This window comes from Ensifer sp. VA4 (genome assembly GCF_055710065.1).
Genome location: NZ_JBVQPO010000006.1, coordinates 285,837 through 303,445, shown reverse-complemented (window position 1 = coordinate 303,445; position 17,609 = coordinate 285,837). Strand labels below are relative to the sequence as shown.

The following is a 17,609-nucleotide window of genomic DNA, read 5'->3' as shown; positions in this document are numbered from 1 at the left end:
CCTCACACTGGCGGCAGGTCCCCTCGCCGCCAGTTTTCCTGGGTTTCGGCCATGAAGTCGGCAAAGCGCCCCTCGTCGATCGCCAGGCGAATGCCGGCCATGAGTTCCTGATAGTAGGCCAGGTTGTTCCAGCTCAGAAGCATGCCGCCAAGCGACTCGTTCGAACGGATCAGGTGATGCAGATAGGCGCGCGAATAGTCGCGCGTCGCCGGGCATGAGGATTGTTCGTCGAGCGGGCGCATGTCTTCGGCATGCCGCGCATTGCGCAGGTTGATGCGGCCGTGGCGCGTGAAAGCAAGGCCGTGGCGTCCCGAACGGGTCGGCATCACGCAGTCGAACATGTCGATGCCCTCAGCCACCGACTTCAGGATATCGTCGGGTGTGCCGACTCCCATGAGGTAGCGCGGCTTGTCCGCCGGCATGATCGGGCAGGTGATGTCGAGCATGCGCAGCATCACCTCCTGCGGCTCGCCGACGGCGAGACCGCCGACGGCGTATCCTTTGAGATCGAGGCCTTTCAGCGCTTCGGCCGAGCGCTCACGCAGCTTCGGGATATCGCCACCCTGCACGATGCCGAACATCGCCTTGCCCGGCTGGTTGCCGAAGGCGACCTTGCAGCGTTCGGCCCAGCGCAGCGACATTTCCATCGCGCGCTCGATTTCCTTGGGTTCAGCCGGCAGCGCCACGCATTCGTCGAGCTGCATCTGGATATCGCTGTCGAGCAGACCCTGGATCTCGATCGAGCGTTCCGGCGACATATGGAAGATTGCGCCATCGACGTGGCTCTTGAAGGTGACGCCCTGCTCGTCGAGCTTGCGCAGGCCGGCAAGCGACATGACCTGGAAGCCGCCCGAATCGGTGAGGATCGGTCCCTGCCAGCGGATCAGCCCGTGCAGGCCGCCAAGCCGGGCGACGCGCTCGGCGCCGGGGCGCAGCATCAGGTGGTAGGTGTTGCCGAGAATGATGTCGGCGCCGAGATCCTTCACCTGGTCGAGATACATCGCCTTGACCGTGCCGACCGTGCCGACCGGCATGAAGGCCGGCGTGCGGATCGTGCCGCGCGGCATGGAAACCTCGCCGCGACGTGCCTTGCCGTCGGTTTTGTGGAGCTTGAACTGGAAGGTCTCGGTCATCTAGTCTTTCCGGAAGAGCAGGCTGGCATCGCCATAGGAATAGAAGCGGTAGCCGGTTTCGATCGCATGTGTGTAGGCCGCGCGCATCGTTTCCAGGCCCGAGAAGGCCGAGACCAGCATGAACAGGGTCGATTTCGGCAGGTGGAAATTGGTCATCAGCATGTCGACGGCACGGAAACGATAGCCGGGCGTGATGAAGATGCCGGTTGGCCCCGACCACGGACTGACGAGGCCGTCGTCGGAAGTCGCGCTCTCGATCAGCCGCAGCGAAGTCGTGCCGACGCAGACGATGCGCCCGCCCCTCGCCTTGACGGCATTGAGCCGCTCGGCGGTGCGGGCGTCGACATGGCCGATCTCCTGATGCATCACATGATCATCGGTATCGTCAGCCTTGACTGGCAGGAACGTTCCCGCCCCGACATGCAGCGTCACGAAGTGCCTTTCGATGCCGGCCTCGTCGAGCTTGGCAAAGAGACGGTCGGTGAAGTGCAACCCTGCCGTGGGCGCGGCAACGGCGCCCTCCTCCCGGGCATACACCGTCTGGTAGTCAGCGCGGTCTCGGGCGTCTTCGGCGCGTTTCGAGGCGATGTAGGGCGGCAAGGGAATATGGCCGACCGCCATGATCGCCTCGTCGAGCGACGGGCCCGAAAGGTCGAAGCGCAGCGTCACCTCGCCGGCATCGCCCTTCTCTTCCACGGTCGCGTCGAGCGTGCCGAGCATGCAGCTCGCGCCTTCATGGCCAAAGGCGATGCGGTCACCGACCTTCAGCCGCCGCGCCGGGCGGGCAAAGGCCTTCCAGCGATCGGGTGCTGTCCGCATGTGCAGCGTCAGCGAGACGGGCGTGGTGATCTCCTCGCCGCGGCGGCGAATGCCTTCCAATTGTGCCGGGATGACCTTGGTGTCGTTGAAGACCAGTGCGTCGCCCTCCCTGAGGAACGACGGCAGGTCGAGCACGCCCTTGTCGGACAGAACTTCCGGGCCACCAGGGTGAACGACGAGCATGCGGGCGCTGTCGCGTGGGCTTGCGGGCCTAAGCGCAATCGAGGTTTCCGGAAGGTCGAAGTCGAACAGGTCTACGCGCATCGTTATCTTCAGACAAAAGCAAACCCGCCCCGGCGCGTTCGGCGACCGGGGCGGGTCCGTGCATTAGCGCAAATCAGGCGTCGGCGGCAACCCGCATCGTCACGATCGAGTCGGGATCGCGCACCGGTTCGCCGCGCTTGATCTTGTCGACATTGTCCATGCCCTCGATGACCTGACCCCAAACGGAGTATTGCTTGTTGAGCCAGGGGGCATCGGTGAAGCAGATGAAGAACTGCGAGTTAGCCGAGTTCGGCATCTGGCTGCGGGCCATCGAGCAGGTGCCGCGAACGTGGCTGACGTTCGAGAATTCGGCCTTCAGATCCGGCTTGGAGGAGCCGCCCATGCCGGCACGCGCCGGGTTGAAGTGCTCGCCGCCGGTCTTGCCGTACTGAACGTCGCCGGTCTGCGCCATGAAGTCCTCGATCACGCGGTGGAACACCACGCCGTCATAGGCACCTTCGCGAGCCAGTTCCTTGATGCGGGCGACATGGCCCGGAGCGACGTCAGGCAGAAGCTCGATGACGACCCTGCCCTTGGTGGTCTCCAGGATGATCGTGTTTTCCGGATCCTTGATCTCGGCCATGGGTTTTCTCCTTCTGTTGACTTTACTTGCCGACCTTGACGTTGATCATGCGGTCGGGATCGGTAACGGAGCCGTTGTTGGCATCGTCGCCGAGCTTGATCTTGTCGACGTTCTCCATCCCGGAAACGACCTTGCCGACGACAGTATACTGGCCGTTCAGGAAGTCTCCCGGCGCGAACATGATGAAAAACTGCGAGTTGGCGCTGTTCGGGTCCTGCGAGCGGGCCATGCCGACCGTGCCGCGCTCGAACGGAACGTCGGAGAACTCCGCCGGCAGGTCGGGCCGCGAGGAACCACCGGTGCCGGCAGCCTGCGGCTGGTAGCCGTTTTCCATGTCGCCATACTGCACGTCGCCGGTCTGGGCCATGAAGCCCTTGATCACGCGGTGAAAGGCAACGTTGTCATATTCGCCGGCGGCGGTAAGCGCCTTGATCTGCTCGACATGCTTCGGAGCAATGTCCGGACGCAACTCGACGACGACAGGCCCATCCTTGAGCGTGATCGTGATGAAGTTGTCGGCCGATTGTGCGATCGCCGTTCCCGTCCAGGAGGCAAGCGCAAGGGCGCCGGCGAAAGCGAGGTGGAGGATTTTCATGGTTTCTCCCTGCGTGGTGAATTGTGCCGCGCGTCAGGCGCGGCGTTTGGCCTGCAGCGCTTGGTAAACTGCCGCGGGCACGAAGGCGCTGACGTCACCGCCCATGGCCGCGATCTGGCGGACCAATGTGGCCGTAATGGGCCGCGATGCCGTGCCCGCGGGCAAGAATAACGTCTGGATGTCGGGGGCCATCTGCCGGTTCATGCCGGCCATCTGCATTTCGTAGTCGAGGTCCGTGCCGTCGCGAAGCCCGCGCACCAGCAGTTTCGCGCCGCGGGCGCGCGCCGCGTCGACGACCAGATTGTCGAAGGCGACGACTTCGATGTCACCGGCCCTTTCGGGGAGAAACTCCTGCAGTGACTGACGGATGAGCTCGGCGCGTTCTTCGAAGGAAAACAGCGGCGCCTTCCCCGGATGGATGCCGATCGCGACGATGACCTTCGCCGCCACGTTCAGTGCCTGCACGAGCACGTCGAGATGCCCGTTCGTCATTGGATCGAAGGAGCCGGGATAGAATGCCGTGGTCATTGCACCTGTTTCCGTTTGGTGAAGCCTTTTGTCACGTACGGCGACGGACCGCAAGAGTTGTGCCGATGGCTGAGGACTGTTCCCTGGGAAACAGCGGGGCGGAAAGAATGAATGCTAGATGAATGTCATGTTCAACGGTGCTTCACACGCAGAACGTTAGTGTAGCGCCATAAACAACGGAACTTTTCGAACGTATTGCCGTTTAGGATGCGAAAGGATTACGGCTATGGGACTTGCTCTGTTTTCGATGGCGATGTTTTTCACGATGCTTTTCGCGACGATTCAAGGACTTCGCAACGAGTCCCGTGACCGGCGCGAGCAATTCGTGACCCAGAAGATCTTCCGTTGACGGAGGGCGTCATGGCCACCCTGTTCATGATCGCGGCTGCGGTCATCAGTTCCGTTTTTTTGATCGATTTTGCCCGGACGATACGCGACCTCCAGCGCGATCGCCAGGGTTCGGAGCGGCTCGACGGATTCAACGTCTAGCAGCCCACGGCTTCGCGAATGAAGCTTGGTAATAAGCGGTCGTCGTTCCTTCCCTTCCCCTGAGGCGACCGCCATTGCAAGCCGGACGGCATCCCCTGCCCGTCCGGCTTTTTCTTGGCCAGGCGCTCACCGCGCCTTGGCTGGTTGGGCAGCCCTTGCCGAAATCCCGTTGATCATCCGGAAGAAGCGCCAATTCAACAATAACGCCGCCGCGGCAAGGCCAAGGACGAATCCGAACCAGACACCGATTCCGCCGAAGTTGAACGGGAAGGCGAAGGCCCAGGCGCAGACGAAACCGATCGGCCAATAGGATATCATCGCCAGCAGCATCGGCACCTTGGTATCCTTCAGGCCGCGCAGCATGCCGGCAGCGATTGCCTGCATGCCGTCGACGAGCTGAAAGGCGCCGGCAATGACGATGAGCGGCGCGGCAAAGGCAAGCACGGCGGCGGCATCCGGCCGATCGGTATCGAGATAGAGCGCGGCGAGCTGGCTCGGGAAAAACGCATAGATCGCACTGCCGACGACGGCAAAGCCGGCTCCGAGGACCAGAGACGCAATCGCCGCGCGCCGCACGCCCAGCAGGTCGCCGCGACCAAAGGCAAGCCCGACGCGAACCGTGGCCGCCTGCGCGATACCAAGCGGGATCATGAAGGCGATCGAGGCGAACTGCAGCGCGATCCCGTGCGCGGCAAGCTCGATCGTACCGATCGTGCCCATCAGCAGCGATGCGACGGTAAAGAGGCTGACCTCGGCGAGGATCGTCAGCGAGATCGGAATGCCGAGATGGACGACCTCGCGGAAAGCAGCCCAGTCGGGCCGCCAGAAGCGCACGAAGAGCTCGTACCGGTTGAGCTCAGGCTTGCTCTTGATATAGCCGATCGTCAGCGCCGCGCCGAGCAGCGCCACGCCAAGGGCCGCCACCGCAGCACCGAAGATGCCGAGCTTAGGAAAGCCGAAATGGCCATAGATCAGCACGTAGCAGAGGGTGGCATTGAGCACGAGCGTCGCCAGCGTCACGTAGAGAATGACCCCTGCCCGCTCCAAACCGCTCAGGAATGCTCGCAGCACCATGAAGATGAGGCCCGGGAAGATCGCCCATTGCGCAACGTGGATATATTCGGCCGCAAGCGCTGCCACCTTCGGCTGCTGCCCGGCAAAGAGCAGGATCGGTTCGGCCATCCAGAGGATCGGCGCCGTCAGCACGCCATAGAGCAGGACGACCCACATGCCCATGCGCACGGAGCGGCGCACCGAGACCTTGTCGCCCCGCCCCACGGCCTGCGCTGCCATCGGCACCACAGCGTTCGCAAAGCCGCTGCCGAAGATGTAGACGGTGAAATACATTTGCGTCGCCAGGATGATCGCAGCAAGCTCGGTTGCGCCGAGCTTGCCGACCATCAGAACGTCCGTCGTGTTGATCGCGAGTTGGGCAAGCTGGGCACCGACGAACGGCACGCCGAGATGGAAGCTTGCGCGATAATGCGTCCGCCAGGAGTTGTCGGTCGTCAACGGTATCGAGCTCGCATTCGCGGTCAGCATGGCAGATTCCTGGCAGTCGGCGCGGCCCCGGGGCCGCAACTGGAAGTCGGAGGGAGGAAAACCGGAAATAGAATACCGCCGGGAAAAGAGCCAGCCGCTAGGGCGGCTTTGCTCAAACTTTCATCGATAGATCACGAAAATTGATCAATTTCCGTGCATTCTCGGTCGTTCGACCGTTTCAACCGCTGCTGCGGCAACGACCGGCGCGTCCGTCTCCAACGCTTGTGGCCCGACCGCGCTACTCCTGGGTATTTTCAACAGGAAGACGACGAGCGCGCCGACGAGGAAGCAACTCGCAAGCGCATAGGGAGCGCCGGCGAAAGCGACGGGAGCGCCGGGACTGGTGAAGTAGCCGAAGGCCTGGGTGAAGATCAGCGGGCCAATGATCGTGGTGATGCTGCCGATGCTGGTCAGCGCACCCTGAAGTTCTCCCTGTGCCGACGGTGGGACATGCGCGGCTGCGATGCTGCGCAGCGGCGGATCGGCGAGGCTTTCGAGCGCGGTCGCGATGATCACCGCATAGATCATCCATCCCTGCCAGGCGCCGGCATAGCCGATGGCGCCGAGCGTCGTGAAGGTCAGTCCGAGCACCGCCGTCCGCCACTCTCCAAGCCGCGGCACGACACGCGGCAAAATGACGGCCATGACGAACGCGCCGCCGATACCGAAGATCCCGAGCGAAAGCCCGATCTGCCCCTCGCTCCAGCCATAGCGATAGTTGGATACGAAGGACCAGACTGCCGGATAGACGGAATGGGCGAGCCAGAAGAGAAAAAACACCAAGCCGACCCAGCCTATACCGGGATAGTTGCGCATCTGCTTCAGAGCACCGAGCGGATTGGCGCGTTTCCACTCGAAACGGCGGCGATTGGCGCGATCCAGTGTCTCCGGCAGCAGAAACACGCCGAGGATGAAATTCAGGAAGGAGAGCGCTGCGGCACCGTAGAACGGCACGCGCGGACCCAATTCCCCGAGCAGGCCGCCGAGCACGGGACCAAGGGCGAAGCCAGTCCCGAAGGCAATGCCGATCAGCCCAAAATTCTTGGCGCGGTTCCCGTCGTTGCTAATGTCGGCGATATAGGCCGATGCGGTGCCGAAGCTCGCTCCGCTGATGCCGGCGAGAATGCGGCCGATGAACAGCATCCAGTAGCTGGTAGCGAGCGCGCAGATCAGATTGTCGAGCGCGAAGGTGAAGACGGACGCGAGTAGGACCGGGCGTCGGCCGAATCGGTCGCTGAGATTGCCGATCAGCGGGGCGAAGAGAAACTGCATCGCCGCATAGACGAGCAGCAGCCAGCCGCCATCTATCGCCGCCTCGCTGACATTGGATCCGGTCAGCTCTTCCAGATAGGTCGGCAACACCGGAACGATGATCGCGATGCCGAGGATATCCAGGAACAGGATGAGGAAGACGAGGAACAGGCCGCGTCGCACAAATTTCTCGTCGAGCATGCGATTCTTCCCCCGTGCGGCCTGCCTCAGGGTGAGAGACAGAACGTGAACGACGCTACCAATTTAGGTGTAACGGATCATTTTGCGCGAAACAATCCGTGAACATCTCAAATTATCTGATGAGATTATCGCAATGGTTGATGCGTCGCGTGACGGGGGCGACCGCCTGTCACGCATGGTCGCGCCGTTGCTCGAGCTTCAAGAAATCGACGAAGGCGCGCAGCGGCGCCGGCATGTGCCTGCGGCTTGCATAATACAGAAACGGCCCGGAAAAGTTGGTCGTCCAGTCATCGAGGATGGGCACGAGCTGCCCGATCGCGATCGCAGGCGCCACGAACTCCTCGAAGGTGCGGATGATGCCAAGCCCGTCGATGGCGGCGCCGATTTCGAGGTCGATCGTGTTGGCGGTCACCACAGCGGGCGGCGCGATCGTCAGCGCCGCGTCGCCTTCGCCGAACTCCCAGGGAAGGGAAATGCCGCTGGCGAAACGGTGACGAATGCAGCGATGTTCGAGCAGGTCGCGTGGATGGCGCGGCACCCCTCGCCTCGCGAGATAATCCGGTGCCGCGGCCGTAACATAGCGTTGCCGGCTCGGCCCGATGGGGATCGCGATCATGTCGCGCTCGACGCGTTCCTCGTAACGCACGCCGGCATCGAACCCGGCCGCCAGAACGTCGACGAAGCCATCTTCCGCCGTCACTTCCAACGAGATCGCCGGGTGCTCGCTGAGGAATCGACCGACGATCGGTGGTAGGATTTCGCGGGCGACGATGGTTGGGACATTGAGCTTCAGCGTTCCCGCCGGACTGTCGCGCATTTCGTTGACCTGCTCGAGCGCGCCGGCAATTTCGCCGAGTGCAGGCGACAGCCGATCGAGCAGCCGCGTGCCGGCCTCCGTGAGTGTGACGCTGCGGGTCGTGCGGTTCAGCAGGCGCACTTGCAGCTTCGCTTCCAGCCGGCGCAGCGCTTCGCTGAGCGACGACGCGGAAACGCCACGCTTCTTCGCTGCCGCGCGGAAGCTGCGCGCGGCGGCAACGGCGGTGAAGGCATCGAGATCGGCGAGCGGCAGGTCGTTCATTGTGCGGAATTTCGTACAAGTCGTTCGGGTGAGATCGGATTATCGCACGACGCCGATCGAAGTAAACAAGAGACCGAGCAAACGGCCGGCAGATTTCGGCCTTGTCGAAGGAGAACACGAATGGATTACGTTTCACTCGGAAAGACCGGCCCGTCGGTGTCGGTCCTCGGCCTCGGTTGCATGGGCATGTCCGGCATGTACGGCCCGGCCGATCGTGCCGAAAGCATCGCTACCATCCATGCCGCGCTGGAGGCCGGCATCACGCTGCTCGACACCGGCGACTTCTATGGTATGGGCCATAACGAGATGCTGATCGGCGAGGCGCTGAAAGGCGGAAAACGCGAGAAGGCGTTGTTGAGCGTGAAGTTCGGCGCCTTGCGTGATGCCGCCGGCAACTGGTCCGGCTACGATTGCCGCCCCAAGGCCATCCGCAACTTTCTCGCCTATTCGCTGCAGCGGCTCGGTGTCGACCATATCGACGTCTATCGCCCCTCCAGGCTCGATCCCGACGTTCCGATCGAGGACACCATTGGTGCGATCGCCGACATGGTGAAGGCTGGATACGTCCGACATATCGGCCTCTCCGAAGTCGGCTCCGAAACCATCCGCCGCGCTGCTGCCGTCCACCCGATCTCGGATCTGCAGATCGAATATTCGCTGATATCACGCGGTATCGAGTCGGAGATCCTGCCGACCTGCCGCGCTCTCGGCATTGGCGTCACCGCCTACGGTGTTCTCTCGCGCGGCCTGATTAGCGGTCATTGGCAGAAGGGCGCGGTCGGCAAGGGCGATTTCCGCGCCATGAGCCCGCGGTTCCAGGAGGGCAACATCGACAAGAACCTCGCCCTCGTCGAGGCGCTGAGGCAGATCGCCGATAGCAAGGGCGTTTCGGTGGCGCAGATCGCGATTGCCTGGGTGGCGGCACAGGGCCAGGACATCGTGCCGTTGATCGGGGCGCGCCGGCGGGATCGCTTGGCGGAAGCCCTCGCCTCGCGCGATATCACTCTCAGCTCCGGCGATCTGGCTGCGATCGAAAAGGCGGTTCCGAAAGACGCCGCAGCGGGCGCCCGCTATCCAGAAGCCCTGCTCGCCCATATGGACAGCGAACGCTGACCACGACAAACGACAAGGGCCGGCAATCGTGCCGGCCCTGATGGCATCTTGCGGCGCTGCGGTCAGACGGCACCCGAGAAGGTATCGCAGGCCGACATCTTGCCGCTATCGAAGCCACGCTTGAACCAGCGCATGCGCTGTTCGGAGGTGCCGTGGTTGAAGCTTTCCGGAACGACATAGCCCTGCATGCGCTTTTGCAGCGTGTCGTCGCCAATCTGGGTGGCGGCGTTCAGCGCTTCCTCGAGGTCGCCCGTTTCCAGCAGACCCTTCTGGTCCGTATATTTGCCCCAGACGCCGGCGAAGCAATCGGCCTGCAGTTCGACGCGGACAGACATCTGGTTCGCTTCAGTCTCGCTCATCGACTGGCGCATCTGGTTGAACTTCGGCAGGACGCCGATCAGGTTCTGGACGTGATGGCCGACCTCGTGCGCGACCACATAGGCCTGGGCGAAGTCGCCCGATGCATCGAACTTCTGCGCGAGTTCGTCGAAGAAGCTCATGTCGAGATAGACCTTGTGGTCCCCTGGGCAATAGAACGGCCCGGAGGCGGCAGACGCGAAACCGCAAGCCGAGCTCACCTGGCCGCGGAAGAGCACCATCTTCGGCTCTTCGTATTGTTTGCCGCTCGCCTGGAAGATGCCGTTCCAGGTATCCTCGGTCTCGGCAAGGACGGTCGCCATGAAGGCCTTCATTTCCTCTTCCTCAGCCGAGCCGCGCGGCGCCGGTGAACCGTCGCTCTGCTCGAAGCCGGGCAACTGCATCTGACCGCCGCCGCCTTCCAGCACCTGCAGCATGTCGATGCCCATGGCCTTGAGGATGAAGTAGAGGATGACGAGGAAGATGATCGTGCCAAAGCTCATGCCGCCGCCGGCGCGACGCATTCCGCCTCCGCCGCCCGGCATGCGGAAACCGCCGCCGCGCCCGAACGGATTGCCGCCACCCGGGCTCGCGCCGCGCTGATCTTCGATGTTTTCGGATTGGCGGCGGCCTTTCCATTCCATGATCTGTCCTCCCAGCCTCGGTCAACAGGCGTTGTCGGTTTGCTCTTTTATAGGACGGGCCTATCGTCGTTGTAAAACGCAATTGCCACCCGTAAGTTCGCGATCTGGCCAGACTTTTTGCTGCTTCGAGCCGGCCTGCGAAGGTTTTTCGCAACCCAGGTCGCGCTCTGTCGCCTCGGTACGCGCGCGGCTTTCTTGACCCTCGGCCACATTATCGCTCCTATGCATCCGGGGTCATCGAGATCGACAAGCTGATTTCACGGCGCGTAACGCTCGATGAGGCCGCCGGTGTCATCTCACACCGTCCGGCGGCCGGGGAAGTCAAGGTTCTGGTGTTTCCCGGTCGCGCCTGACGTTTGGCGCGGATTTGGCGCTGCCGAGAGAACGAGAAAGCAGAGGACGCGCAAATATGCGGGCTTCTTGTCGATTCCGGAATTTTCGGGGTTTCGCTTGCAGATACATTTGCCTATAAGCCGCTTCTAGCCTGAAAAGACCATCAATGCGTGCCCGGCCGGTGACCTCCCACTTTGGCCGGTTTTTCGCGCAGCTAGAAACGGATGACCGACCATGCCGAAGCGCCAAGACATCAAGTCCATTCTTATCATCGGCGCGGGGCCGATCGTCATCGGTCAGGCATGCGAATTCGACTATTCCGGCACCCAGGCCTGTAAGGCGCTGAAAGAGGAAGGCTACCGCGTCATCCTCGTCAACTCCAACCCGGCAACGATCATGACCGATCCGGGCCTCGCCGACGCAACCTACGTCGAGCCGATCACGCCGGAAGTCGTCGCCAAGATCATCGCCAAGGAGCGCCCGGACGCGCTGCTGCCGACCATGGGCGGCCAGACCGCGCTCAACACGGCGCTGTCGCTGCGCCGCATGGGCGTTCTCGACCGCTACAATGTCGAGATGATCGGCGCGAAGCCGGACGCGATCGACAAGGCCGAAGACCGCGCGCTCTTCCGCGAAGCCATGGCGAAGATCGGCCTCGAAACGCCGAAGTCGCGGCTGGCGAACGCCACCGACATCAAGGACCACGACCGCAAGGTGCATGAGGCCGAGCGCGCCGAACTGAAGAACCGTCTTTCTGGCCCGGAACTCGACAAGGCGCTCGACGAGCTCGAGAACCAGTGGAACCTCGGCGAAGGCGATCGCAAGCAGCGCTACATGAACCATGCGATGGCGATTGCCGCACAGGCGCTCGACGATGTCGGCCTGCCGGCGATCATCCGCCCGTCCTTCACCCTTGGCGGCACCGGCGGCGGCATTGCCTACAACCGTACTGAATTCTTCGACATCGTCGGCAGCGGTCTCGATGCTTCGCCGACCACTGAAGTGCTGATCGAAGAATCGGTGCTCGGCTGGAAGGAATACGAGATGGAAGTGGTCCGCGACACCGCGGACAACTGCATCATCATCTGCTCGATCGAGAACATCGATCCGATGGGCGTGCATACCGGCGATTCGATCACCGTTGCCCCGGCGCTGACGCTGACGGACAAGGAATACCAGATCATGCGCAACGCCTCGATCGCGGTGCTGCGCGAGATCGGGGTCGAAACCGGTGGCTCGAACGTCCAGTTCGCCGTCAACCCGGAGAACGGCCGCCTGGTCGTCATCGAGATGAACCCGCGCGTTTCGCGCTCCTCGGCGCTCGCATCGAAGGCGACCGGCTTCCCGATCGCCAAGATCGCGGCGAAGCTCGCGATCGGCTACACGCTGGACGAGCTCGACAACGACATCACCGGCGGCGCGACGCCGGCATCATTCGAACCGTCGATCGACTACGTCGTCACCAAGATCCCGCGTTTCGCCTTCGAGAAGTTCCCGGGTGCCTCGCCGGTTCTGACGACCGCCATGAAGTCGGTCGGTGAAGTCATGGCGATCGGCCGTACCTTCGCCGAATCGCTGCAGAAGGCGCTGCGCGGCCTCGAAACCGGCCTCACCGGGCTCGACGAAATCGAAATCCCCGACATGGACGACGACGGCGATGGCCGCAACGCCATCCGCGCTGCGATCGGCACGCCGACGCCGGACCGGCTGCGCATGGTTGCTCAGGCGCTCCGCCTCGGCATGAGCGAGGCGGACGTTCACGAGGCGAGCAAGATCGATCCGTGGTTCATCGCCCAGTTCAAGGCGATCGTCGACATGGAGGCGCGCATCCGCGAGCACGGCCTGCCCGAGGATGCCGAAAACCTGCGCATGCTGAAGGCCATGGGCTTCTCCGACGCCCGGCTCGCCACGCTCGGCGGCAGGCGCCCGAAGGAAGTGGCGGAACTGCGCAATGCATTGAATGTCCGTCCGGTCTACAAGCGCATCGACACCTGCGCTGCCGAGTTCGCCTCGCCGACGGCCTACATGTACTCGACCTATGAAACGCCCTTCGTCGGTGCCGCCCGTTCCGAAGCCGGGGTCTCCGACCGAAAGAAGGTCGTCATCCTCGGTGGCGGTCCGAACCGCATCGGCCAGGGCATCGAGTTCGACTATTGCTGCTGCCACGCGGCCTTCGCGCTGAAGGACGCCGGCTACGAAGCGATCATGATCAACTGCAACCCGGAGACCGTTTCGACCGACTACGACACCTCCGACCGCCTTTATTTCGAGCCGCTGACGGCCGAAGACGTGATCGAGATCATGCGCGCCGAGCAGGAGAAGGGTGAACTCGTCGGCGTCATCGTGCAGTTCGGCGGCCAGACGCCGCTGAAGCTCGCCGAAGCGCTGGAAAAGAACGGCATCCCGATCCTCGGCACCGCACCGGATGCGATCGACCTTGCCGAAGATCGCGACCGCTTCCAGAAGCTCCTGATGAAGCTCGACCTCAACCAGCCGCGCAACGGCATCGCCTACTCGGTCGAGCAGGCACGCCTCGTTGCTGCCGAGATCGGCTTCCCGCTGGTCGTGCGCCCGTCCTACGTTCTCGGCGGCCGCGCCATGCAGATCATCCATTCGGAAAGCATGCTGCAGACCTATCTGCTCGACACGGTTCCGGGCTTGGTTCCGGAAGACATCAAGCAGCGCTACCCGAACGACAAGACCGGCCAGATCAACACGCTGCTCGGCAAGAACCCGCTGCTTTTCGACAGCTACCTGACAAACGCCACGGAAGTGGACGTCGACTGCCTCTGCGACGGCAAGGACGTCTTCGTCTCGGGCATCATGGAACATATCGAGGAAGCCGGCATTCACTCGGGCGACAGCGCCTGCTCGCTGCCGGTGCACACGCTCGACACGGCCCTGGTCGACGAACTCGAGCGCCAGACGTCGGCGCTTGCCAAGGCGCTCAATGTCGGCGGCCTGATGAACGTGCAATTCGCCATCAAGGACGGCACGATCTACGTGCTTGAAGTCAACCCGCGCGCCTCGCGTACCGTGCCCTTCGTCGCCAAGACGATCGGCGCGCCGATCGCCAAGATCGCGGCCCGCGTCATGGCGGGCGAAACGCTGGATGTGGCGATCGCCGCCTATGGCGAGAAGCCGGATCCGCGCAACCTGAAGCACATTGCGGTGAAGGAAGCGGTCTTCCCCTTCGCGCGCTTCCCCGGCGTCGACACGCTGCTCGGTCCGGAAATGCGCTCGACCGGCGAAGTCATCGGTCTCGACACCGACTATGCGCTCGCCTTCGCCAAGTCGCAGCTCGGCGCCGGCGTCGACCTGCCGCGCGATGGAACGGTGTTCGTTTCGGTGCGCGACGAGGACAAGACCCGGGTTCTTCCGGCGATCCGCATCCTCGTCGATATCGGCTTCAAGGTCATGGCCACGGCCGGTACCGCTCGCTTCCTCGGTGAAAACGGCATTGCCGCGACCAAGGTCAACAAGGTCCAGGAAGGCCGGCCGCACGTCGAGGACGCGATCCGCAACCGCCAGGTCCAACTGGTCATCAACACGACCGATGGCAACAAGGCGATTTCGGACTCGAAGTCGCTGCGCCGCGCAACGCTGATGCAGAAGGTGCCCTACTACACCACCATGGCCGGCGCGGAAGCGGCAGCGCATGCAATCAAGGCGCTGAAGGCCGGCAGCCTCGAAGTGCGCCCGCTGCAGAGCTACTTCAAGGCCTGATAGTACGAGCGGCGCGCGACGATCTCGCGCGCCGCTTCCAGTCCTGACGATCGACCGCCATCCGCGCTTTCGTCCACCCGGTCCGGCTGAATGCCGCATGAATGGGCGGTTCAGGCTGCGTTCGTCCGCATCGTGCTCCAATGTGTCAGCGCTTGGGAATCGGAGGGGCCTCCGGCGGGCGCGCTACGGGGCAAGATCGTGCAACTCTATTTTTTCGATTTGCATTGGGGCGACGAGCACTTCGTCGACGAGGACGGCATCATCCATTTCGACGAGGGCTCGGCGCTCTATTATGGCCAGCGCATCGCCGACAGGATAGGTCGCGATGCGGACTATGGATCGCTGAGGGTCGAGGTCTTCTCCGGCAATCGCCGGCTGCTTGCGACGATCGTTCCGTCGAGCGGCCGTGGCGGCGAGCAGCGCGCGCTGCTTGGGCGCCGCTACGTCGGCGCCCCGCTCCACGCGGCCGCCTAGAGCGTTTTGCAGTCAGGTGGAATCACCTGACGTCGCACAAATGCGGCAAGAACAATGGGTTAGAGCGGCGGCGCCGCGAGAACCGAAAGATGCTCCCGAATCAAAGTGCCAAAGCGTCACTCATCTGAAAGCACGACGCTTTGGTTTCCAGAGACCGCCTGGACCGCTGCTTCCCCCGCATTCCTCCCGGACGGCTTGGTGGCAAGCCGCACGGTCCTAAGGCCGAAGTAGAGCGATGCCGTCGAGATCATGGTCGCGACGATGAAGACGGCGAACAGTGCCCCGTGCATCGTGGCGACGCTTGCCTTCTCGTCGAAGCCCTGGAGATTCGCGGTCAATCCGCAGATTGCTGCACCGATGGCGTAACCCGCCGATTGCAGCGTCGGCAGAAATGCCGAGGTCTTGTCACGTTCCCTATGGGGCGAAACATCCATCATCAACTGGCTGAGCGGCCCCCAGGAGACTCCGAAGCCGGCGCCGATCGCGATCTGGCTTGGAAAGACCAGCCGGAACTCGTCAATGGCGACCGCGATCGTCAGGCCGACGAGTCCGAGGCTGAGTAGGGCCGGCCCCGTCTGGATGAGCTTCACACGCAGATCGTGCGAGTGCAGGCTCGCAACGAGAATTGCTGTCACGCTCCAGGAGATCGCCATCAGCGCACCGGAAAATCCGGCAGCGGTCGGGCTGAAGTTCCACACGTGCTGCAGGCCATAGATGAGGTAGACGGAGCCGGACGCTTGCGCCAGTGGCATCAACAGCACGACCCAAAGGCCGGTACCGAGCGGTTTTGTGAGCGCGAAGGCGCCGGCAGGCAAGATCGAATGCGCCGCCCGCCGGTCGGTCTCGACCGCTGCCCAAAGGATCGTCAGCGCCGTTGTCAATGCGACGACCATCAACGGAACGCTTCTGGCCGTGGTTGAAACCGATATCAGCAATATGCCGGCGCCGACGACGGTCAGCCGCAGGAGCGGGATCGGGCGTGATTTGCCGATCGATATCTTTTGGGTCGGCACGATGGCGAGGACGAGGGCGACGAAGATTGCCGCGGCAGGGACGTTGACGCCGAAGGCCGCCCGCCAGGACCAATGTTCCGTGACGAATCCGGAGACGAGCGGACCGCCGAAAGCCGCCATCGCCCAGACGATGGCTTCGGCTCCGAAGACCTTCGGCACCAGCCGCGGCGGAAAGAGCTCCGGGATCAGCGCATAGCAGACCGCGGCGATGATACCCTCGCCGAATCCCTGGAACACCCGGCCGGCGAGCACCTGCGGCATGCTGCTCGCGGTCGTCGCTATCATGGTTCCGCCGACAAATACGATGGCGGCTGCAATCAGCGTGCCGCGGGCGCCGAACCTTGCCTTCAGATTGGCCGCAACCGCCCCGCCGAGAATCGCGAAGACGAGATAGAGCGTGACCGCCCAGGAAAGCAGCGTGGCGCCGCCGATGTCCGCGACAGCCGTCGGTAGTGCCGTCGCTATGAAAAATTCATTGAACGCAAAAAGTGCGACCCCAAGGCAGAGCGTCACCGTTGCCGCCAGATAGCCTGGCCGGAGCAGTTCGCTCCAGCGCCCGTCCTCGTGCGACCCCGCGTCCAGGTCCGCCTTGATATCGTGGTCCTTGGCCAGATCCATGCCCCTTGCTTCCTCTTTGATATACTGCAGGAGCAATTCTGATACGACCTCAACCGCAGTTGAGGTAAAGCGGTTTCTGCGAAACTTGCCACCGGTTTTGTTCGTCTACAAGTTGCGGATGGTTTGTCACCTTCGGTGGACGGTGGCGAAATATCTGGCTTTCGCGCTTCCGTTTCTGCTATAACCGGGGCTCAAAGTTTCGGACGGTTCCGGTGTTCGCGCGCCGGAGACCGTTTTCTTTTGCGTTGGCGCTGCCCGAAGGGCGGCGCCTCGTGCTTGATGAAGGACAATGAAATGGTCGAAAAAGTGCCGATGACCCAGGGTGGATTCGTCAACCTGCAGGAGGAGCTGCGCTGGCGCCAGCAGGAAGAACGACCACGAATCATCGAGGCGATTGCCGAAGCCCGTGCACATGGCGACCTGTCGGAAAATGCCGAATACCATGCCGCCAAGGAGGCGCAGAGCCACAATGAGGGCCGCATCACCGAGCTCGAAGACTTGATCGCCCGCGCGGAAGTCATTGATCTCTCGAAGATGTCCGGCTCCAAGATCAAGTTTGGCGCCAAGGTCAAGCTCGTTGACGAGGACACGGACGAAGAAAAGACCTATCAGATCGTCGGCGACCAGGAGGCCGACGTGAAGGCTGGCCGCATCTCGATCTCGTCGCCGATCGCGCGCGCCCTGATCGGCAAGGAAGTCGGCGATTCCATCGAAGTGAACGCCCCCGGCGGCTCCAAGGCCTATGAAATTCTCGCGGTCAACTGGGGCTGATCAGCCCCGGCAGGGGCGAAGCCTCCCATCGCCCCATTCTCTCATTCCCAAAAGACGATCGTTGCTCGCGCAAGGAG

General features: G+C 62.9%; 15 protein-coding genes and 1 pseudogene. 6 read left to right on the top strand and 10 right to left on the bottom strand.

From position 1 onward, the window contains the following. Window positions 1–2: 2 nt before the first annotated feature. The 5 genes from tgt to coaD form a co-directional block, all read right to left on the bottom strand. Window positions 3–1,133 carry a tRNA guanosine(34) transglycosylase Tgt gene (gene tgt / locus AC0C6X_RS12825; protein WP_173516531.1) on the bottom strand — a complete coding sequence of 377 codons (1,131 nt, stop codon included), beginning with the start codon at window positions 1,131–1,133 and terminating at the stop codon, window positions 3–5. Further along, window positions 1,134–2,216: a tRNA preQ1(34) S-adenosylmethionine ribosyltransferase-isomerase QueA gene (queA, locus tag AC0C6X_RS12820; protein WP_247958979.1), complete on the bottom strand. Its 1,083-nt coding sequence runs from the start codon at window positions 2,214–2,216 to the stop codon at window positions 1,134–1,136. 73 nt (window positions 2,217–2,289) lie between these two features. Next, a complete protein-coding gene (locus tag AC0C6X_RS12815) occupies window positions 2,290–2,799 on the bottom strand; it encodes a peptidylprolyl isomerase (protein WP_173516533.1) in 510 nt (169 codons plus the stop codon). 22 nt (window positions 2,800–2,821) lie between these two features. Continuing rightward, the gene (locus AC0C6X_RS12810; protein WP_472953436.1) at window positions 2,822–3,394 is read right to left on the bottom strand and encodes a peptidylprolyl isomerase; all 573 of its coding nucleotides are present in this window, start codon (window positions 3,392–3,394) and stop codon (window positions 2,822–2,824) included. A 33-nt stretch (window positions 3,395–3,427) separates the two neighbouring features. After that, entirely contained in the window at window positions 3,428–3,922 is a 495-nt protein-coding gene (gene coaD / locus AC0C6X_RS12805; protein ID WP_173516535.1) for a pantetheine-phosphate adenylyltransferase, read from the bottom strand. 360 nt (window positions 3,923–4,282) lie between these two features. Between coaD and AC0C6X_RS12800 the strand changes: the two genes are divergently transcribed. After that, window positions 4,283–4,411: a hypothetical protein gene (locus AC0C6X_RS12800; protein ID WP_349508020.1), complete on the top strand. Its 129-nt coding sequence runs from the start codon at window positions 4,283–4,285 to the stop codon at window positions 4,409–4,411. Between the two features lie 126 nt (window positions 4,412–4,537). On the opposite strand, the gene AC0C6X_RS12795 is transcribed toward AC0C6X_RS12800, so the two are convergent. From AC0C6X_RS12795 to AC0C6X_RS12785, 3 genes are all read right to left on the bottom strand, one after another. After that, complete coding sequence (locus AC0C6X_RS12795; RefSeq protein WP_173516536.1) at window positions 4,538–5,953, bottom strand: MATE family efflux transporter; 1,416 nt, start codon at window positions 5,951–5,953, stop codon at window positions 4,538–4,540. 144 nt (window positions 5,954–6,097) lie between these two features. After that, window positions 6,098–7,405, bottom strand: a complete 1,308-nt coding sequence (locus AC0C6X_RS12790) for a TCR/Tet family MFS transporter (protein WP_173516537.1) — start codon at window positions 7,403–7,405, stop codon at window positions 6,098–6,100. A 169-nt stretch (window positions 7,406–7,574) separates the two neighbouring features. Further along, window positions 7,575–8,483, bottom strand: coding sequence for a LysR substrate-binding domain-containing protein (locus tag AC0C6X_RS12785; protein ID WP_472953435.1), 909 nt, complete (start codon window positions 8,481–8,483; stop codon window positions 7,575–7,577). A 120-nt stretch (window positions 8,484–8,603) separates the two neighbouring features. Between AC0C6X_RS12785 and AC0C6X_RS12780 the strand changes: the two genes are divergently transcribed. Beyond that, complete coding sequence (locus AC0C6X_RS12780; protein ID WP_173516539.1) at window positions 8,604–9,596, top strand: aldo/keto reductase; 993 nt, start codon at window positions 8,604–8,606, stop codon at window positions 9,594–9,596. Window positions 9,597–9,658: 62 nt separating this feature from the next. Here the strand turns inward: AC0C6X_RS12780 and ypfJ are convergent, their stop codons facing one another. Next, window positions 9,659–10,597, bottom strand: coding sequence for a KPN_02809 family neutral zinc metallopeptidase (ypfJ, locus tag AC0C6X_RS12775; protein ID WP_472953433.1), 939 nt, complete (start codon window positions 10,595–10,597; stop codon window positions 9,659–9,661). A 221-nt stretch (window positions 10,598–10,818) separates the two neighbouring features. Here ypfJ and AC0C6X_RS12770 point away from each other — a divergent pair. The 3 genes and pseudogenes from AC0C6X_RS12770 to AC0C6X_RS12760 all read left to right on the top strand — a co-directional run. Continuing rightward, window positions 10,819–10,950, top strand: a pseudogene (locus tag AC0C6X_RS12770) (zinc-dependent alcohol dehydrogenase family protein); the annotation flags it as partial. A gap of 214 nt (window positions 10,951–11,164) precedes the next feature. After that, a complete protein-coding gene (carB, locus tag AC0C6X_RS12765) occupies window positions 11,165–14,656 on the top strand; it encodes a carbamoyl-phosphate synthase large subunit (protein WP_472953431.1) in 3,492 nt (1,163 codons plus the stop codon). A gap of 198 nt (window positions 14,657–14,854) precedes the next feature. After that, window positions 14,855–15,130, top strand: coding sequence for a DUF6894 family protein (locus tag AC0C6X_RS12760; protein ID WP_173516542.1), 276 nt, complete (start codon window positions 14,855–14,857; stop codon window positions 15,128–15,130). A 116-nt stretch (window positions 15,131–15,246) separates the two neighbouring features. Here AC0C6X_RS12760 and AC0C6X_RS12755 read toward each other — a convergent pair whose 3' ends face one another. Next, a complete protein-coding gene (locus tag AC0C6X_RS12755; RefSeq protein ID WP_472953428.1) occupies window positions 15,247–16,761 on the bottom strand; it encodes an MFS transporter in 1,515 nt (504 codons plus the stop codon). 294 nt (window positions 16,762–17,055) lie between these two features. Between AC0C6X_RS12755 and greA the strand changes: the two genes are divergently transcribed. Next, entirely contained in the window at window positions 17,056–17,532 is a 477-nt protein-coding gene (greA, locus tag AC0C6X_RS12750; protein WP_077961205.1) for a transcription elongation factor GreA, read from the top strand. The last annotated feature ends 77 nt before the right edge of the window (window positions 17,533–17,609 follow it).